A 15,678-nucleotide genomic window follows, 5' to 3' on the forward strand; every position below is an offset into this window, starting at 1 on the left:
GGAGGTCCTTTCGAGGTACGTGGGTGGCATGACAGTTCGTTGCATGACAGGTGGCATGACAGTCGTGGCATGACAGGTGGCATGACAACGGCCTGCCGCCGTCCGTGACGTCGGCAGGCCGTTGATCGAGCAGTCAGCCCTTGAAGACGTCCTTGACGTCCTCGCCGGTCTTCTTGACCTTGGCCTCGGCCTGGTCGGCCTGGCCCTCGGCCTCGAGGCGCTCGTTGTTGGTGGCGTCGCCGATGGCCTCCTTGGCCTTGCCGGTGAGGTCCTGGGCGGCGTTCTTGGCCTTGTCTGCGATTCCCATGAGGGGTCCCTCTCTCTTCGTTGGTCCTGGCCGCGGGATTCGGGTCAGGAGTCTGGGTGGTGCGGGTTGCCTGGTCCGCGTCAACGGAGTCGGCGTGCGGTCCGTTCCGGTCGGGCGACCCTGACGCGGTAGCGGGCCGGGACGGTCCCGTCGGTGGCTCGGGCCAGCTCGGCCCCGACCTCGGCGATGGCCGTGCGGACGTGCCCGAGGTCGGCACGGGAGTCGACGGTGGCCGTCACCTCGACGGCGCCCGACGCCCTGCCGCCCAGGGCGGCGCCCTTGGCGGAGCGGACCGAGGGAGCCTCGGCGAGCCGGTCCGCCGTGGCGGACGCGAGCGCATCGAGGTCGATGCGCAGCCGTCCCTCGGGACCGGACCCGGCGAGGGGGTGCGTGGCGAGCTTGCGCGACGGGGCGTGGGCACCGATCCAGCGCAGGGCGACCAGGGCCAGCAGCACTGCCGCCGCGCCGAGCGCCCAGGGCCACCACCCCTGCTCCGGGAGATCGGTCGCCCACGCGGCATCGAGCTTCGTGGGCAGCTGGGCGACGAGGTCGAGCTGCCACGCGATGCCCGCGACGCCGACCACCACGAGCACGAGCCCGACGACCAGGACCACGACGCGGTCGACCGCGGCGGCGAGGCGGGTCATGAGGCACCTCCGGTGGTCGACGTCTTGATGGACAGGGACGGAGTCGGTGAGAGCTCGGAGAGGGCACGCTCGACCTGCGAGCGGACGTCGGCGACGACCGGGGACGTGTCCTGTGCCGTCGTGGTCACGCGGACCCGCACGCCTCTGCGGCTGGTGGAGGCCCGGGCGTCGAGGACGCCGTCGGCGGTCAGCGCGGCCGTCTGCGCGAGGCGGGCCGTGTCCGACCGGTCGACCCAGATGGCCCCGCTGGTGCCGAGCTCGACGTCGCGCCTCGGCCTCGGCCTCAGGGCCGCGACGACCAGCCACAGTCCGACCAGCGCGACGACGACCCCGACCGGGACCATCCACGCCTGCGGCTGCAACCCGTCGACGGCACCGAGCGCCGCCGTGGTCCAGGGGCGACCGGTGACGGCCCCGGCGATGACGAGCGTGTCGCGGCCCAGCACCGCGGCGAGCGCGAGCAGCAGCACGGCGAGGAGCACGGCGATGCCAGCCGCTGGAGGCGCGCCTGCAGGTTGCAGCGGTGCGCGCGGCTCCACCTGCTGTGGCCCGGTGGTCGCCGAGGACTCGGCGCTGGTCCAGCCCTGACTGATCGGACTGCTCATTCGACCCTCCTCGGAGGTCTCCCCGCCGAGGCGGGGAGGATCTGGCTGATGGTCACGTCGACCGCGTCGACGGTCAGGCCGAGCAGGTCCACGAGGGCGGAACCGACCGCCTCGCGCACCGCGTCGGCGGTGGCCGCCAACGGTGTCGGCCAGGTCACCGCCAGCTCGAGGCTGGCGCGTACCCGGTCACCGGCGCGGTCCGCGTCGACCCGTGGGTAGTCGCGGTGCGTCACGACGTCGAGACCGCTGGAGTGGCGCAGGACGCCCGGTACGCCGAGCGCCGCACGCTCGCAGACGTGCTGGACCACGGCATCGCGCAGGACCAGCGCGCCGCGCGTCGCAGGGTCGTCCACCGCTGCCACGGAGGTGTCCGGCGTCCTCTCGCGAACCGCAGCGGTGCTCGGGTCAGCCACGGCCGCGACCGCGGAACAGGCCGCTGAGGTCGAGCTCGCCGTCACGCTGGCCGCCCAGGAGGTACCCGACGATCCCGAGGACCAGGGCGATGAGGAAGCCGGTGAAGCCGCCCGCGGCAGCGGCGATGCCGAGCAGCAGGCCGGCGAGGAGGCCGACGGTGGAGGTGGTCATGGTGCACTCCTAGGTGGTGGTGCGTCGGCGGGGCCGACACGGCATACGGGGTGGGTGGGGGTGGGCGGTCGTGCCCGGTGGAGGGGCGGTCGGGTTCAGCGGACCCGGCGGTGGCTGCGGCGCCGTCGGAGCAGGAGGTGACGGCGCCCCCGGCGCCGCCAGAGCTCGAGACGACCCCGGCGGGTGCGGCGCACCTGCACCGCGCCCACCGGGGTGCCGAGGCGGCCGGTCTCCCCCTGCAGCAGGCCGAACGCCTCGTCGACAGCACTCAGCGCATCAACGAACGCCTCGGTGCTGCCGCCCAGGTCCGGGTGGTGCAGCCGGGCGGCGCGTCGTCGCGCTGCCCGCCACTGCTCGCGGTCCCCGGTCCCGGGTCGGTCGGGGGTCATCAGGGGACGACGTCCTCGACCGTGACGTGCACCGGGGTACCGACCTGCTCGGCCACGGCGCGGCGGACCGCGTCAGCGGTCTCCCGCACCGGTGAGCCGAACGCGATGGTCAGGTGCACCTCGGTGAGGTCGGGCTGGAGGCGGATGCCGGAGACGCGGCGACCGGGGAGGTAGGTCGCGACCTCGCCGAACATGCCGGCGTGCAGGTCGCTGACCCCCGGGACGGCGAGCACCGCGGCGGCGATGTCGTCGATCGGGTCGCGCTCGTCGGGCTGACCGCCCTCGACGCCGGTCACTGCACGCGCGGCGAGGAGTCGGCCTCGTCCGCGGACGTCGCGTCGTCCTCGAGGTAGACGTCGTGGACGGTGATGTTGACCTCGGTCACCTCGAGCCCGGTCATGCGCTCCACGGCGGCGATGACGTTGCGGCGGATCGCGCCGGCGAGGTCGGCGATGCCGACGCCGTACTGCGCGACGAGGTCGATGTCGATCGCGGCCTGCTTCTCGCCGACCTCGACCCCGACACCCTGCGACTGGTTGGTGCGGCTGCCGGGGATGCGCTCACGGAGGGCACCGACCGCGCGGGCCGCGCCGCCGCCGAGGTCGTGGACACCGGCGACCTCACGGGTCGCAATGCCGGCGATCTTCGAGACGACGACATCGGCGATGACCGTCTTGCCCTGGGAGGTGGTGAGGGCGGACTCCGTGGGCTTGGTCACAGCGGAGGAGGTCTGGGCGGTCTGGCTGTCTGCCATGGGACGTTCCTTTCGGTCGTTCGTGTCTGTCGTAGGTGTAGTCGCGGCGAGGGCCGCAAACCGCACGCCTCCTCCCCTGTGACCTGCCTCACAGCTCCCGGCCGGCTGCTCAGGGGTGGGCGTGGCCCGGACCGGGGCCGCCCGCGCCCACGATGCCGAGTGCGGTGAGCCGTGTGAGGATCGTCGACGTGGGAGACAGGGGGCAGGCCGTGGCTGCGCCCTCGGACCGCACCGGCGATGCCGCTCTCGCCCGCGCCGCCGCCCTCGGCGACCGTGAGTCGTTCGAGGTGATCGTCCACCGCTACGGACCCTCGCTCTACCGGTATGCCGCCCGCACCACGGGCGACCCGGGCGACGCCCAGGACGTCGTGCAGGAGGCGTTCGTCGCCGCCTGGAAGGCGCTGGACCGTTTCGACGCCCGCTCCTCGCTCAAGACCTGGCTGTTCTCGATCGTCGCCCACAAGGTCGCCGACCGGAACCGCCGGGCCCGCGCCGTCCCCATCGACGACGCGCTGATGGACGCCATCCCGACCGGGGGTGGCGACCCGTTCGCCGAGGCGACCCACCAGGAGCTCGTCGACGCACTCGACCGCGCGCTGCGCGAGCTGCCCTATCGTCAACGCGCGTGCTGGATCCTCGTCGAGATCGAGGGGATGAGCCAGGCCGAGGTCGCCGCAGCCCAGGGGATGACCCCCGACGCCGTGCGCGGTCACCTGTTCCGAGCCCGTCGCAACCTGAGCGAGAGGATGGCAAGGTGGAGGAGATGACGCCCGAGCCCGAAGACCTCTCCCCAGGTTCCGCGATGCTCGACCGGTCCATCCGTGCGCTGCGCGAGGCGCACGACCCCGGATGGGACCAGGCCAGCCAGCGGGTGCTGGCAGCCGTGCGTGCCGCGACCCGCCGGTCCTGGCCCGTGGACGCGACCTTCCCCGTGCCGGACGGTGCCGACCGGCTCTCGATCAGCGACCAGGTCGTCATCTCGACCCTGCGCCGCGCCCTGGACTCGGTCGAGTCGTGCGCCCCCAGCCGGATCTCCCTGCTGCTCGACGGCCACGAGTGCACCGGCGCCACCGTCTCCCTCGTCGCCGCCTACGGCACCGACCTGCGCCAGGCCGCCGACGAGGCCCGCCGTGCCGTGCTGGCAGCCCTCGAGGAGGTCCTCGGACCACCGGCGTTCGAGCAGCGCACGGCGTCGGTGGACATCGCCGTCGACGACGTCACGCCCGGCGACCCCCGGCTCTGACGCCGACCTGACAGGGTTGGGTCCGTGCTGACCACCAACGACGTCGCCAAGTGCGAGCGCTGGTTCGACGAGCACGGCCTGCCGTACTTCGTCGAGTCCGGCCACGAGGCCATCCAGCGGGCGCTGCGTCCGCGGGCGGTGGGGTTCTGGGCGCTGGTCGTGGCCGTCCCCGCAGCCCTCGCTGCCGTCGTGACGGCCGCCGTCGGCTGGTCGGCCGGCGACGTCGCCACCGCCGCCGTCTCGGTGCTGGTCGTCGGCGTGCTCGGCCGCGGGGTGCGGGTCTTCCGCGTCGGGCGGATCGGGCGCTGGGCGCTCGCACACGCCTGGGAGAACCGGTCGCTGATCGGGCCGCTCGCCACGCGGGCGCTGCCGTTCCTGCTGCTGTTCATCACCTTCCTGTTCATCAACACCGAGGTCTGGCAGGTGTCCTCGGCCCTGCCGCGTCCGCTGCTGTGGGCCAGCGTCGGGATCTTCGCCCTCCTCGCCGTGGCCTTCCTCGCGCCGTCGTTCGCCAGCGAGATCGAGCGCGTCGGGGTCGAGGTCGACGGCGAGCGCCTCGCCGACACGTGCAGGGGCACACCGGTCGCCTCGGCCGCCCGGGAGATCCTCGCCGAGCCCCACCTCGCGACCGAGGTCGCCGGTATCCGGCTCCCGCCGCTGCAGCGCCGCAACCTCATGCTCATGCTGTTCGTCGCCCAGGCGATCCAGATGCTGTCGCTGGTGCTCATCGTGTTCGCGTTCTTCGTGGTGTTCGGCTCGATCGCCATCCGTCCCAGCGTGATCCAGACCTGGGTCGGCGCGCCGCCGCACTTCACCGGCCCGTTCCACCTGATCAGCGACGAGCTGTTCTCGGTGGCGGTGTTCCTGTCCGGCTTCTCCGGCCTGTACTTCACCGTCCAGGCCGTCATCGACGAGAACTACCGTCGCGAGTTCTTCACCCGCATCGAGGACGACCTCCAGCGCGCGATCGGCGTCCGCAAGGTCTACGTCGCCCTGCGGGCCCACCTCGCCGACCGACCAGGGGCCGCATGACCTCCGCGCCCCTGCCGCCACCCGGACGCGTGAGCACCACGGAGCAGCTCATGGAGCTGCTCGACGGCCTGTATGGCGCGGACGCCGACCGGACCAGCGCCGGCGCCTCCGAGTTCTGGGGACGCCTCCTGCAGCAGCCGGGCCACCTCCTGGGCACGGACCTGCCGGACGCCAACCTCGTGGCCTGGCAGGCAGCCCACCTGTTGCCGCCGTCGGCCGCCCCGGGCCGCCCACCAACCGCGCTCGACGTCGGCTGCGGACTCGGCCGCAACTCCGCCTGGCTTGCGCGCCAGGGGTTCTCGGTGACCGGCATCGACGTCGCCGCGCCGGCCATCGCCGAGGCCGCGCGTCGCAGTCCGGACCCCACCTACCTGCTCCGGGACTTCATCCGGGAGGAGGTGCCGGGCGCTCCCTTCGACCTCGTCTACGACTCCGGGTGCTTCCACCACCTCGCCCCGCACCGGCGGATCTCCTACCGCGCTGCGCTGCACGCGACCCTCGCTCCGCACGGGGTGTTCGGCATCGTCACGTTCGCCGCCGGGCGGATGGGGACGACCGCGGACGACGCGATGCTCCTGCGACAGGGCGCCCTCGAGGGCGGTGTGGGCTACGACCTCGACGAGCTGGTCGACGTGTTCGAGGACCTCGACCTCGTCGCTGCCGGGCGCCAGCCGACCGCCGACGAGGTGGGCGCCCCCGTCTTCACCCAGGACTTCCTCCACGCCGCCCTGTTCCGCAGGCATGGGTGACGTCAGGGTGCGGGCGGTGACGGGGCACCACCCGCACCCTCGTCCGGGTCGCTCGAGCCATCGGCGCAGCGGGCGCGCGGAGCTGTTGGCACCGCATGCTCGAGGGGCTCCTCCTGGCGTGGGCCGCGCCATACCCTGACGGCATGGACGACCCGAGGACGCCCGCCACCGCCGAGCAACGCGTCGATGCGCTCAAGGAGCGGGTCTACGTCACGTTCACGGGACTGGCCGTCCTGCTCGCGCTGCGGGGTCATTCCGAGGGGCTGCGCGTCGGCGAGGCTGCCGCGACCCTGGCCATCACGGTCGTCGGGACCCTGCTCGCGGTGTTCGTGGCCGACCTCGTGTCCCACCTGGCCGTGCACGCCGCGTTCCCGACGCGGGCCGAGCTGGCACACATGGCCGCCGTCAGCTTCGGAGCATTCAGCGTGGTGGTGCTGCCGATGGTGTTCCTCGGCCTGGCCGCGCTCGGACGCTGGCGGCTCGAGGCGGCGCTGCGCGCATCCACGATCGCCCTGGTGGCGTCCCTCGTCGTCATCGGCTACCTCGCGGTGCGCCGGGTGCCGATGGCCTGGTGGAAGCGGCTGATCGCGCTGGGAGCCGAGTTCGCGCTCGGTCTGGCCGTCATCGGCTTGGAGCTCCTCGCGCACGGCTGACGACCGCCCCCGGACACACGAAACCCCGGCCCAACAGGACCGGGGTTTCGTCGTTCTGTCTCAACACAGAGTGCGCCCGAAGGGATTCGAACCCCTAACCTTCTGATCCGTAGTCAGATGCTCTATCCGTTGAGCTACGGGCGCGAATGTCGCCTCAGGGATCGCCCGAGGCAACGACGGGAAAGACTACCGGCTGACCCCCTCGCACACGAAATCGGTGGGCCGGGCCGGCGCCGACACCCCAGCCGACGACCGGCGCGCGAGGCCCGGCGGGGCGCGCCATACCCCGCTCGTCACCGGCTGGGGAACCCACTGACGACCCGTCCGATGCGCCCCGAGGCCCGGCGCAGCGGTCCACCCGCAGGGACACCGAGGCGGCCGCCGGGCAAGAAATGCCACCGATTCCAGAAGGATCTTGCAAGCCTTGCAAGAAGCAAACATGCAGGTCAGGGCTACCCGCCGGTTGTGAGGCTTTTCACGAGCGATCTCCTGCGCCGGTGGTACCTGGCACCGTGACGGCGGGGCTACCTTGGCCAGATCAGAAGCGTTCACCATGTGGACTCCGGTCGACGTGGACGCATTCAACCGCGGTGATCCCGGGGGCGCTCGCGCCCGGGCGAAAGGGACGGCCGATCACGATGACGACCGAGGCGACGCAGCACACCGACCAGCGGGCGGGGGGCACCACGCACGCAGGCCTCCAGGCCTGGGTCGACGAGGTGGCCGCACTGACCACCCCCGACCACATCGAGTGGGTCACCGGCTCCGACGCCGAGTGGACCCGCCTCACCGACAAGCTCGTGGCCGCCGGGACCTTCGTCCGGCTCAACGACGAGCTCAAGCCCAACAGCTTCTACGCCGCCTCCGACCCGACCGACGTCGCCCGGGTCGAGGACCGCACCTACATCTGCTCCGTCGACGAGAAGGACGCCGGGCCCACCAACAACTGGATGGACCCGAACGAGATGAAGGACCTCATGCGCGGGCTCTACGCCGGCTGCATGAAGGGCCGCACGATGTACGTCATCCCGTTCGTCATGGGACACCTCAACTCCGAGAACCCGATGTTCGGTGTCGAGCTCACCGACTCCGAGTACGTCGTCGCCTCGATGCGCGTCATGGCCCGCTGCGGCGTCAACGTGCTCCGTCGCATCGAGGAGCTCGGTGACGCGGCCAAGTACGTCCCGGCCCTGCACTCGGTCGGCGCCCCGCTCGAGCCGGGCCAGCAGGACGTCAAGTGGCCCTGCAACCCCGAGAAGTACATCGTGCAGTTCCCCGAGGAGCGGATGATCTGGAGCTACGGCTCCGGCTACGGCGGCAACGCCCTGCTCGGCAAGAAGTGCTACTCGCTGCGCATCGCGTCGGTCATGGCCCGCGACGAGGGCTGGCTCGCCGAGCACATGCTCATCCTCAAGCTCATCTCGCCGGAGCAGCAGGTCTACTACATCGCCGCCGCCTTCCCGAGCGCCTGCGGGAAGACCAACCTCGCGATGCTCGCGCCGACCATCCCCGGCTGGAAGGTCGAGACCCTGGGCGACGACATCGCCTGGATGCGCTTCGGTGAGGACGGCCGGCTGTATGCCGTGAACCCCGAGTTCGGGTTCTTCGGCGTCGCCCCGGGCACCAACGAGCACACCAACCCGAACGCGATGAAGACCATCAACAAGGGCAACTCGGTCTTCACCAACGTCGCGCTCAAGGACGACGGCGACATCTGGTGGGAGGGCCTGGAGAACACCCCCGACCACGCCACCAGCTGGAAGGGCGAGGACTGGACGCCCGACTCCGAGGAGCTCTCGAGCCACGCGAACAGCCGCTACTGCACCCCGATCGAGCAGTGCGACATCCTCGCCAAGGAGTACTACGACCCCAAGGGTGTCCCGATCTCGGCGATCTTCTTCGGTGGCCGCCGCAAGACCACCGTCCCGCTGGTCACCGAGGCCCGCGACTGGATCCACGGCACCTTCATGGGGGCGACGCTCTCCTCCGAGACCACTGCCGCCGCCACCGGCGCGGTGGGCGTCGTCCGCCGCGACCCGATGGCGATGCTGCCCTTCATCGGCTACAACGCCGGCGACTACTTCCAGCACTGGGTCAACCTCGGCAAGGACGCCGACTCGACCAAGCTGCCGAAGATCTTCTACGTCAACTGGTTCCGTCGCGGCGACGACGGTGACTTCCTGTGGCCCGGGTTCGGCGAGAACAGCCGCGTCCTCAAGTGGGCCATCGAGCGCATCGAGGGCAAGGCCGCGGCCGTCGAGACCCCGATCGGCCACGTGCCGACGCCGGAGTCGCTCGACACCACGGGGCTCGACATGAGCGACGCCGAGCTCGAGCAGGCGCTCGCGGTCGACGCCGACGAGTGGAAGGCCGAGATCCCGCAGATCGAGGAGTGGTTCGCCAAGTTCGGCGAGAACCTCCCGACCCAGCTGCAGGTGGAGCTCGACGGCCTCAAGGCGCGCCTCGGCGTGGAGTGACCTGAGGGCGTCCTCGCCCCGCGCTCTTCCGCTTCGGGTGCCCGGACGGTCGGAACTCCGACCGTCCGGGCACCCGAAGTCGGTTGTGGGGGAAGCACGGCATACTCGCCCGCATGGCGCACACCGGAGTGGTCTTCCCCGAGGTCGACGGCAAGCGGTCCACGTCCGCGCTGGGGCGGGCAGTCGTGGCCGACGCCCTGCGTGAGGTCGACCCTGTGGGGGCACACGCAGCCGAGCGCGAGACGAACTGGCGCCAGGGCTACCTGGTCCACTTCCGCCGGATGGTCGAGGCCGGGCTGCTGCGGGACGGCGAGGCGGCAGTCGACGTCGCGCGGTCCGGGCTCGCCTCGCTGCACTCCCGGATGCGCTGCGCGACGGCCCGGGGCGAGGTGCCGCTGGGCGAGGCCTTCTCTGCCGCCACCGGGTCCGGGGTCCCGCTGGAGACCGCCACCGTCCGCGGGTCCGGCGAGCGCGCCACCTCGCTCACGCTGCCGATGCACGGCGAGCGCCTCGCCGGTGACGGCCTGCGGCGCCAGCTCGACCGGTGGGTCGCGGCCGGGTCGCTGGAACCCTCCGCCGCGGACAAGGTCCGCGAGGTGCTGGAGCACCCCGAGTGGCTCGACCTGTCCGGGCGGAAGGTCGTGGTGCTCGGCGCCGGTGCCGAGATGGGTCCGCTGCGCGCCCTGCTGTCCTGGGGCGCCGAGGTGGTCGGGGTCGACCTCCCCCGCCCCGACATCTGGAAGCGGGTCGTCGACGTCGCCGCGGGTTCGGCCGGCACGCTGCACCTGCCCGTCGCCGGCGGGTCGTCGCCCGGCGTGGCACCGGAGACGGCCGACCTCGCCTCCGGAGCCGGGGCGGACCTCGTCCACGGACTCCCCGCGGTCGCCGACTGGCTCACCGCGCTCGAGGGCCCGCTCGTGCTGGGCAACTACGTGTATGCCGACGGCGCCACCAACGTGCGCGTGTCCTCGGCCGTCGACGCCCTGAGCGTCGAGCTGCTGCGCCGCCGGTCGGACGTCGCCCTGGCCTTCCTGGCGACCCCGACCGACGTGTTCGCCGTGCCGCGTGACGCGGTGGAGTTCTCGACCCGGGCGTACCGATCGCCGTCCGCGGTGACCCGAGTGCTCCGCCCGGCCCTGCGGACCGTGAGCGGGGGACGCCTGCTCCAGCGCAACTACGCCCCCGGTTCCGACCCGGGCCTCAACGACAGCCTGGTGGCCCAGCAGGGTCCGAACTACGCCCTCGCCAAGCGGCTGCAGCGGTGGCGAGCCACCGTCGCGGCGCGGGACGGCGTGACGGTCTCGCTCAACGTCGCGCCGCCGACGCGGACCCGCTCGGTCGTCAAGAACCGCGCCCTGGCCTCGGCCTACGCCGGCGCCCACCGGTTCGGCATCGAGGTCTTCGAACCGGCCACGAGCAACACCCTCATGGCGGCCCTGCTCGTCCACGACCTGCAGACCGCCGACACGGCGGACGGCCCGGACACCCGCGCCCCGTGGCTCGCCGAGGCGGACGGCGCCGTGCACGGCGGGCTCTGGCGCACGGCATACGACCCGCGCAGCGCGCTGGGACTGGCCGTCGTCCTCGGCCTCGGCTCCGCGCGGGGCTGAACGCGAGACAGCGGTGCGCAGTGGCCGCGAGGGCCGCACCGCACCGCTGTCCGCGGATGTGGAGGGTCGGCACCGGGAGCGGGGCGCCGACCCCCTCGGTCACTGCGCCTTGCGGGCCTTGACCGCCAGCACGGCGCACGGGGCGTCGAGCAGGACCTGCTGGGACGTGCTCCCGAGGAAGAGCTTGCCCACGGGCGACCGCTGTCGCATGCCGATGACGATGAGGCTGGCCTCCTCGGCCTCGGCCACACGGAGGATCTCCTCCGCCGCAGCCAGCCCACCGGTCGCCTGGATCACCTCGTGGTCGAGCCCGGTCTGCTCCAGCTCCGACCTGATGGCGTCGATGTCCTGGGGCGTCGCGAAGCTCGGCGTCGCGAAGTCACCGTTCTGCCCGGTGTTGACCACCACGAGGCGAGACCCGTGCAGGACGGCCTCGTCCTTGGCGCGCTCGAAGGCAGCGATCCCCTCCGGGCTCGGGATGTAGCCGACCACCACGGCGCCGGTCACGACGGACCCTCGAGCCGCTTGGCGCCGGTCATGATCGCCACACCCTCACCCATGTCGTGGGTCTGCGGCGTGACGACGCCGGCCCGGCCACCGAGCCGCTGGATGTGGATGCGGTCGGCGACCTCCCACACGTGCGGCATGTTGTGGCTGATGAGGATGACCGACAGGCCCTTGTCACGCAGCTGCTTGACCATGTCGAGGACCATGCCCGACTCCTTGACGCCCAGGGCTGCGGTCGGCTCGTCGAGGACGACGACCTTGCTCCCGAACGCCGCCGCACGGGCGACCGCCACGGCCTGGCGCTGTCCACCCGAGAGGGTCTCGACCGCCTGGCTCATGTTCTGGATCGTCTGGATCCCGAGGTCCTGCACCGACTGGCCGGCGCGGCGCTCCATGCCCTTCTTGTCGAGCATGCGCAGCACCGAGCCGAGCGGACCCTTGCGACGCTCCTCACGGGCGAGGTAGAGGTTGCTCGCGATGTCGAGGGCCGGGATGACGGCCAGCTGCTGGTAGACCGTCTCGATGCCTGCCTCGCGGGCGTCCTGCGGCTTCTTGAAGTGCACCGGCTGGCCGTTGAGGGTGATGTCACCCGAGTCCGCGACGTACGCGCCGGTGAGGCACTTGATCAGGGTCGACTTGCCGGCACCGTTGTCGCCGATGACCGCGAGCACCTCACCGGGGTAGAGGTCCAGGTCGACCCCGTCGAGCCCGACGACGCGGCCGAAGGTTATGACCAGCTTGCGGGCCGAGAGCACCGGCTGCTTGGCGTAGATCTCCTCCTTGCCTGCCGGGACACCTCCGTGGGCGACCTCGAGGGATGTAGTCGTCATGACTTGACCTTCCTGATCCACTGGTCGACGGCGACCGCGACGATGACGAGGATGCCGGTCGCGAGGACGCGCCACTGCTGGTCGACGCCCATCTGGGAGAGACCGAACTGGAGCGTCTGCACGATGAGCGCACCGATGAGCGTGCCCACCAGGCGACCCCGGCCCCCGAAGAGGCTCGTGCCGCCGATGACGACAGCCGTGATGCTGGCCAGGTTGGCGTCCGGGAACGCGTTGGGGGTCGCCGCACCGGAACGGCCGATGAGGATCCACGCCGCGAGGCCGTAGATCAGGCCGGCCACGGTGTAGACGGCCAGCAGGATCCGCTTGCTCGGCACACCGGAGAGGCGAGCCGACTCGGGGTCGTCACCCACGGCGTAGACGTAGCGACCCCAGGCGGTCTGGGACAGGACGAAGCCCATCACGGCGTAGATGAGGATCACCAGGACGATGCCCCACGTCAGCCGGAACTGTCCGATGCCGAAGCCGTCACCGAGGAAGTTGAGCAGTCCGGGCAGGTGGTCGGCCTGGATGCTCTCACCACCGGAGTAGAGCAGGGCGATCGCCGTGAAGATGCTCAGCGTGCCCAGGGTGACGATGAACGGCGGCAGGTTGATCCGCGTCACGAGGAATCCGTTGAGGGCCCCCGCAGCCGTGGCGAGCAGGACACCGATGGCCAGGGCGAGGATGCCCGGCATGCCGTCGTCCTTGGCCAGGGTCGCCATCACCATCATCGACAGGACCATGACCGCGCCGACCGACAGGTCGATGCCCGCGGTCAGGATGACGATCGTCTGACCCACCGCTAGTGCGGCGACGACGGCGGTCTGCTGGAGCAGGATGCCCATCGAGCTGGCCGTCAGGAAGGTCGGGGACCCGATGAAGAAGGCCACGAACGCCACGAACAGCAGGAAGAGCGGACTCAGCCACGGCCTGCCGTGCAGCTGGTGCTGCACGCGCTGGAGGGGGGACTGCTGCCGCCGAGCGAACTCGGCGGCAGCAGAGGTGACCTGGGTGCTCATGGTCAGTTGCCCCAGCAGATCTTGGAACCCTCGTCGGACGTGATGCTCTGGACGCCGTCAGCAGGCTTGTCCGTGACCAGCGCGACACCGGTGTCGAAGAAGTCGAGTCCGTCGGTGACCTTGGGCTTCTCGCCGCCACGGGCGATCTTGGCGATGGCCTCCATGCCGAGCGTGGCCATCTTCAGCGGGTACTGCTGGGCCGTCGCACCGATGACGCCGCTCTTGACGCTGCCGACGCCGGCGCAGCCACCGTCGACCGAGACGATGAGGGCCGTCTTGTTCGCGGCCTTGAGGGCAGCGTTGGCACCGACGGCCGTCGGCTCGTTGATCGTGTAGACGAGGTTGATGTTCGGGTTCTTCGCGAGGCACTTCTCCATCGCGGTGCGGCCGCCGTCCTCGGCGCCCTGACCGGCCTCGTTGCAGACGATCGTGTAGTCGCCGCCCTTGCCACCGGTGTACTTGCCGGTCTTGGCCTCGTCGCCGTTCTTCTTGCCGTCGGCGACGTCGATGCCCATGCCCTCGAGGAAGCCCTGGTCGCGGTTGTAGTCGACCGAGACGATCTTGTCGCTGAACAGGTCGAGCAGCGCGATCACGGCCGGCTTGCCGTCGAGCTGGCTGGCGGCCCACTGGCCGTCGAGCTTGCCGGCGTTGCGGTTGTTGGTCGCGAAGGTGATGTCGACCGTGTCGGCCGGGTCGGGCGGGGTGTCGAGGGCGATCACGAAGAGCTTGGCGTCGCGCGCCTTCTTGATGGCCGAGTTGACCCCGTCGCTCATCGGGGTGATGAGGATGCCCTTGTCGCCGCGGGCGATCGCGTCCTCGATGGCCGTGATCTGGCCCTGGTCGTCACCCTCCTGCTTGCCGGAGGCGACGGTGAGCTTGACGTTGTTCTTGCCCGCGTCGGCCTTGGCGCCCTTCTGCATGGCGACGAAGAACGGGTTGGTCGAGTCCTTGGTGATGAGCGTGACGCCGACGGTGGCGTTGCCCCCACCACTTCCACCGGCGTCGCTCGAGCTGGCCCGGTTGCAGGCCGTGAGGCCAAAGGCGGCGGAGACGGCGACGGTCACCGCGAGGCTGCGGCGCAGGGACGGGTTCTGCAGGGTGATACGAGGCATCAGGGTGCTCCCCTTCTCAGGCGGCTCCATCGCCGCGTGACAACGTTGTCAGGAGAATTTCTAGCCCCCGGTTGTGCGTTTGTCAACGGGTAATGTACAACTAGCCCCGTGATCGTGACATCGTTGTCAAAGGACGACCCCCGGCGGCCGAGGGCCACCATGCGCGAGGTTGCCGCCCTCGCCGGGGTCAGCCTGAAGACCGTGTCACGCGTGGTGAACCGCGAACCAGGGGTGTCCCCCGACGTCACGGCCCGGGTCGAGCGCGCCGTGACCCAGCTCGGCTATCGACACAACCTCGCGGCGAGCAACCTGCGCCGCGGCCACGGTCGGAGCGCCATGGTCGGAGCCCTCCTCCAGGACGTCAGCAACTCGTTCTCAGCCAGCCTGCTGCGCAGCCTCGAGGACGCCGCCCGCGACCGCGACGTCGCGATCGTCGCCTCCAGCCTCGACGAGGAACCGGCACGCGAACGCTCCCTCGTCGAGGGGCTCGTCCGCCGGCGCGTCGACGGACTGCTGCTCATGCCCGCCACCGAGCGCCACGACTACCTCGCCGACGACCTGCGCAGCGGCCTGCCGATCGTCTTCGTCGACCGCCGACCCAACGGGGTCGACACGGACTCGGTCACGGTGGACAACGCGGGCGGTTCACGGATGGCCGTGGATCACCTACTCGCACATGGCCATCGGCGGATCGCCTTCCTCGGCGACCTCCCCACGATCCAGACCGCCCGGACCCGGCACGAGGGGTTCCTCGCCGCCCTCCGTGACGCCGGCGTCGAGTCCGACCCGGCCGTCGAGGCGACGTCCCTGCGCTCGCCTGACGACGCCATCGCGGCGCTGACTCTCCTTCTCGACTCGGCCAACCCCCCGACCGCAGTCTTCGCAGCGCGGAACTCGTTGGCCATCGGCGCGATTCGCGCACTGCACCACCGCGGCGTCGCCGGACAGGTCGCCCTGGTCGGGTTCGACGACTTCCCCCTCGCCGACATCGTCGACCCACCCCTCACCGTGGTGAAGCAGAATGTCGCCATGATCGGGTTCGAGGTCGCCAAGCGGCTCTTCGCCCGGATCGACGGCGACACCTCGGCCCCCCAGCACGTGGTGCTCACGCCCGAGCTGGTCGTCCGTGGCTCGGGCGAGATCCGCCCCGAGCAGTAGG

General features: G+C 71.2%; 20 protein-coding genes and 1 tRNA gene. 8 read left to right on the plus strand and 13 right to left on the minus strand.

Annotation, left to right across the window (positions count from 1 at the left end; translation table 11 throughout):
- Nucleotides 1–133 precede the first annotated feature (133 nt).
- The 8 genes from ASD62_RS19770 to ASD62_RS10385 form a co-directional block, all read right to left on the minus strand.
- Nucleotides 134–307, minus strand: a complete 174-nt coding sequence (locus tag ASD62_RS19770; protein ID WP_082553430.1) for a CsbD family protein — start codon at nucleotides 305–307, stop codon at nucleotides 134–136.
- Between the two features lie 80 nt (nucleotides 308–387).
- A complete protein-coding gene (locus tag ASD62_RS10355; protein WP_056915894.1) occupies nucleotides 388–954 on the minus strand; it encodes a hypothetical protein in 567 nt (188 codons plus the stop codon).
- Nucleotides 951–1,559: a DUF6286 domain-containing protein gene (locus ASD62_RS10360; protein ID WP_056915895.1), complete on the minus strand. Its 609-nt coding sequence runs from the start codon at nucleotides 1,557–1,559 to the stop codon at nucleotides 951–953. The genes ASD62_RS10355 and ASD62_RS10360 overlap by 4 nt, the downstream gene beginning before the upstream one ends.
- Nucleotides 1,556–1,972, minus strand: coding sequence for an Asp23/Gls24 family envelope stress response protein (locus ASD62_RS10365; protein WP_162246873.1), 417 nt, complete (start codon nucleotides 1,970–1,972; stop codon nucleotides 1,556–1,558). Before ASD62_RS10365 ends, ASD62_RS10360 begins: the two co-directional genes overlap by 4 nt.
- The gene (locus tag ASD62_RS10370) at nucleotides 1,965–2,144 is read right to left on the minus strand and encodes a hypothetical protein (protein ID WP_056915897.1); all 180 of its coding nucleotides are present in this window, start codon (nucleotides 2,142–2,144) and stop codon (nucleotides 1,965–1,967) included. The genes ASD62_RS10365 and ASD62_RS10370 overlap by 8 nt, the downstream gene beginning before the upstream one ends.
- Nucleotides 2,145–2,239: 95 nt before the next feature.
- Nucleotides 2,240–2,533, minus strand: a complete 294-nt coding sequence (locus ASD62_RS10375) for a hypothetical protein (protein ID WP_056915898.1) — start codon at nucleotides 2,531–2,533, stop codon at nucleotides 2,240–2,242.
- Entirely contained in the window at nucleotides 2,533–2,829 is a 297-nt protein-coding gene (locus ASD62_RS10380; protein WP_056915899.1) for an Asp23/Gls24 family envelope stress response protein, read from the minus strand. The genes ASD62_RS10375 and ASD62_RS10380 overlap by 1 nt, the downstream gene beginning before the upstream one ends.
- Entirely contained in the window at nucleotides 2,826–3,287 is a 462-nt protein-coding gene (locus ASD62_RS10385; RefSeq protein ID WP_056915900.1) for an Asp23/Gls24 family envelope stress response protein, read from the minus strand. Before ASD62_RS10385 ends, ASD62_RS10380 begins: the two co-directional genes overlap by 4 nt.
- A gap of 188 nt (nucleotides 3,288–3,475) precedes the next feature.
- On the opposite strand from ASD62_RS10385, the gene ASD62_RS10390 reads away from it, so the two are divergent.
- The 5 genes from ASD62_RS10390 to ASD62_RS10410 all read left to right on the plus strand — a co-directional run bounded on the left by ASD62_RS10390 (nucleotide 3,476) and on the right by ASD62_RS10410 (nucleotide 6,964).
- Entirely contained in the window at nucleotides 3,476–4,054 is a 579-nt protein-coding gene (locus ASD62_RS10390; protein WP_235530678.1) for an RNA polymerase sigma factor, read from the plus strand.
- On the plus strand, nucleotides 4,042–4,530 hold the full coding sequence (locus tag ASD62_RS10395; protein ID WP_056915901.1) for a hypothetical protein: 489 nt from the start codon (nucleotides 4,042–4,044) through the stop codon (nucleotides 4,528–4,530). The genes ASD62_RS10390 and ASD62_RS10395 overlap by 13 nt, the downstream gene beginning before the upstream one ends.
- Nucleotides 4,531–4,554: 24 nt before the next feature.
- On the plus strand, nucleotides 4,555–5,562 hold the full coding sequence (locus ASD62_RS10400; RefSeq protein ID WP_056915902.1) for a hypothetical protein: 1,008 nt from the start codon (nucleotides 4,555–4,557) through the stop codon (nucleotides 5,560–5,562).
- Nucleotides 5,559–6,311, plus strand: coding sequence for a class I SAM-dependent methyltransferase (locus tag ASD62_RS10405; protein WP_056915903.1), 753 nt, complete (start codon nucleotides 5,559–5,561; stop codon nucleotides 6,309–6,311). Before ASD62_RS10400 ends, ASD62_RS10405 begins: the two co-directional genes overlap by 4 nt.
- Before the next feature lie 143 nt (nucleotides 6,312–6,454).
- On the plus strand, nucleotides 6,455–6,964 hold the full coding sequence (locus ASD62_RS10410) for a hypothetical protein (RefSeq protein ID WP_056917309.1): 510 nt from the start codon (nucleotides 6,455–6,457) through the stop codon (nucleotides 6,962–6,964).
- Nucleotides 6,965–7,035: 71 nt separating this feature from the next.
- Here ASD62_RS10410 and ASD62_RS10415 read toward each other — a convergent pair.
- Nucleotides 7,036–7,108: transfer RNA gene (locus ASD62_RS10415), tRNA-Arg, on the minus strand.
- Between the two features lie 494 nt (nucleotides 7,109–7,602).
- Here ASD62_RS10415 and ASD62_RS10420 point away from each other — a divergent pair.
- A complete protein-coding gene (locus ASD62_RS10420) occupies nucleotides 7,603–9,441 on the plus strand; it encodes a phosphoenolpyruvate carboxykinase (GTP) (RefSeq protein ID WP_056915904.1) in 1,839 nt (612 codons plus the stop codon).
- 113 nt (nucleotides 9,442–9,554) lie between these two features.
- Nucleotides 9,555–11,051 (plus strand): hypothetical protein, encoded by a 1,497-nt coding sequence (locus tag ASD62_RS10425; RefSeq protein ID WP_056915905.1) that lies wholly within the window; start codon nucleotides 9,555–9,557, stop codon nucleotides 11,049–11,051.
- 99 nt (nucleotides 11,052–11,150) lie between these two features.
- Here the strand turns inward: ASD62_RS10425 and ASD62_RS10430 are convergent, their stop codons facing one another.
- The 4 genes from ASD62_RS10430 to ASD62_RS10445 are packed head-to-tail and all read right to left on the minus strand — an operon-like array spanning nucleotide 11,151 to nucleotide 14,519.
- The gene (locus ASD62_RS10430; RefSeq protein ID WP_056915906.1) at nucleotides 11,151–11,558 is read right to left on the minus strand and encodes a universal stress protein; all 408 of its coding nucleotides are present in this window, start codon (nucleotides 11,556–11,558) and stop codon (nucleotides 11,151–11,153) included.
- Nucleotides 11,555–12,388, minus strand: a complete 834-nt coding sequence (locus ASD62_RS10435; protein WP_056915907.1) for an ATP-binding cassette domain-containing protein — start codon at nucleotides 12,386–12,388, stop codon at nucleotides 11,555–11,557. Before ASD62_RS10435 ends, ASD62_RS10430 begins: the two co-directional genes overlap by 4 nt.
- On the minus strand, nucleotides 12,385–13,407 hold the full coding sequence (locus ASD62_RS10440) for an ABC transporter permease (protein WP_056915908.1): 1,023 nt from the start codon (nucleotides 13,405–13,407) through the stop codon (nucleotides 12,385–12,387). The genes ASD62_RS10435 and ASD62_RS10440 overlap by 4 nt, the downstream gene beginning before the upstream one ends.
- 2 nt (nucleotides 13,408–13,409) lie before the next feature.
- The gene (locus tag ASD62_RS10445; RefSeq protein ID WP_056917310.1) at nucleotides 13,410–14,519 is read right to left on the minus strand and encodes a substrate-binding domain-containing protein; all 1,110 of its coding nucleotides are present in this window, start codon (nucleotides 14,517–14,519) and stop codon (nucleotides 13,410–13,412) included.
- Nucleotides 14,520–14,633: 114 nt separating this feature from the next.
- Between ASD62_RS10445 and ASD62_RS10450 the strand changes: the two genes are divergently transcribed.
- Complete coding sequence (locus ASD62_RS10450) at nucleotides 14,634–15,677, plus strand: LacI family DNA-binding transcriptional regulator (RefSeq protein WP_235529304.1); 1,044 nt, start codon at nucleotides 14,634–14,636, stop codon at nucleotides 15,675–15,677.
- Nucleotide 15,678 lies beyond the last annotated feature (1 nt).

The organism is Phycicoccus sp. Root563 (assembly GCF_001427915.1).
Lineage (GTDB): Bacteria > Actinomycetota > Actinomycetes > Actinomycetales > Dermatophilaceae > Pedococcus.

Excerpts from the sequence above, each read along its gene's own strand:
- ASD62_RS10375 (WP_056915898.1), bottom strand. The coding sequence starts at position 2,533 with ATGACCCCCGACCGACCCGGGACCGGGGACCGCGAGCAGTGGCGGGCA.
- ASD62_RS10445 (WP_056917310.1), bottom strand. The coding sequence starts at position 14,519 with ATGCCTCGTATCACCCTGCAGAACCCGTCCCTGCGCCGCAGCCTCGCG.
- ASD62_RS10420 (WP_056915904.1), top strand. The coding sequence starts at position 7,603 with ATGACGACCGAGGCGACGCAGCACACCGACCAGCGGGCGGGGGGCACC.
- ASD62_RS10435 (WP_056915907.1), bottom strand. The coding sequence starts at position 12,388 with ATGACGACTACATCCCTCGAGGTCGCCCACGGAGGTGTCCCGGCAGGC.
- ASD62_RS10405 (WP_056915903.1), top strand. The coding sequence starts at position 5,559 with ATGACCTCCGCGCCCCTGCCGCCACCCGGACGCGTGAGCACCACGGAG.
- ASD62_RS19770 (WP_082553430.1), bottom strand. The coding sequence starts at position 307 with ATGGGAATCGCAGACAAGGCCAAGAACGCCGCCCAGGACCTCACCGGC.
- ASD62_RS10370 (WP_056915897.1), bottom strand. The coding sequence starts at position 2,144 with ATGACCACCTCCACCGTCGGCCTCCTCGCCGGCCTGCTGCTCGGCATC.
- ASD62_RS10410 (WP_056917309.1), top strand. The coding sequence starts at position 6,455 with ATGGACGACCCGAGGACGCCCGCCACCGCCGAGCAACGCGTCGATGCG.
- ASD62_RS10360 (WP_056915895.1), bottom strand. The coding sequence starts at position 1,559 with ATGAGCAGTCCGATCAGTCAGGGCTGGACCAGCGCCGAGTCCTCGGCG.
- ASD62_RS10425 (WP_056915905.1), top strand. The coding sequence starts at position 9,555 with ATGGCGCACACCGGAGTGGTCTTCCCCGAGGTCGACGGCAAGCGGTCC.
- ASD62_RS10385 (WP_056915900.1), bottom strand. The coding sequence starts at position 3,287 with ATGGCAGACAGCCAGACCGCCCAGACCTCCTCCGCTGTGACCAAGCCC.
- ASD62_RS10355 (WP_056915894.1), bottom strand. The coding sequence starts at position 954 with ATGACCCGCCTCGCCGCCGCGGTCGACCGCGTCGTGGTCCTGGTCGTC.
- ASD62_RS10440 (WP_056915908.1), bottom strand. The coding sequence starts at position 13,407 with ATGAGCACCCAGGTCACCTCTGCTGCCGCCGAGTTCGCTCGGCGGCAG.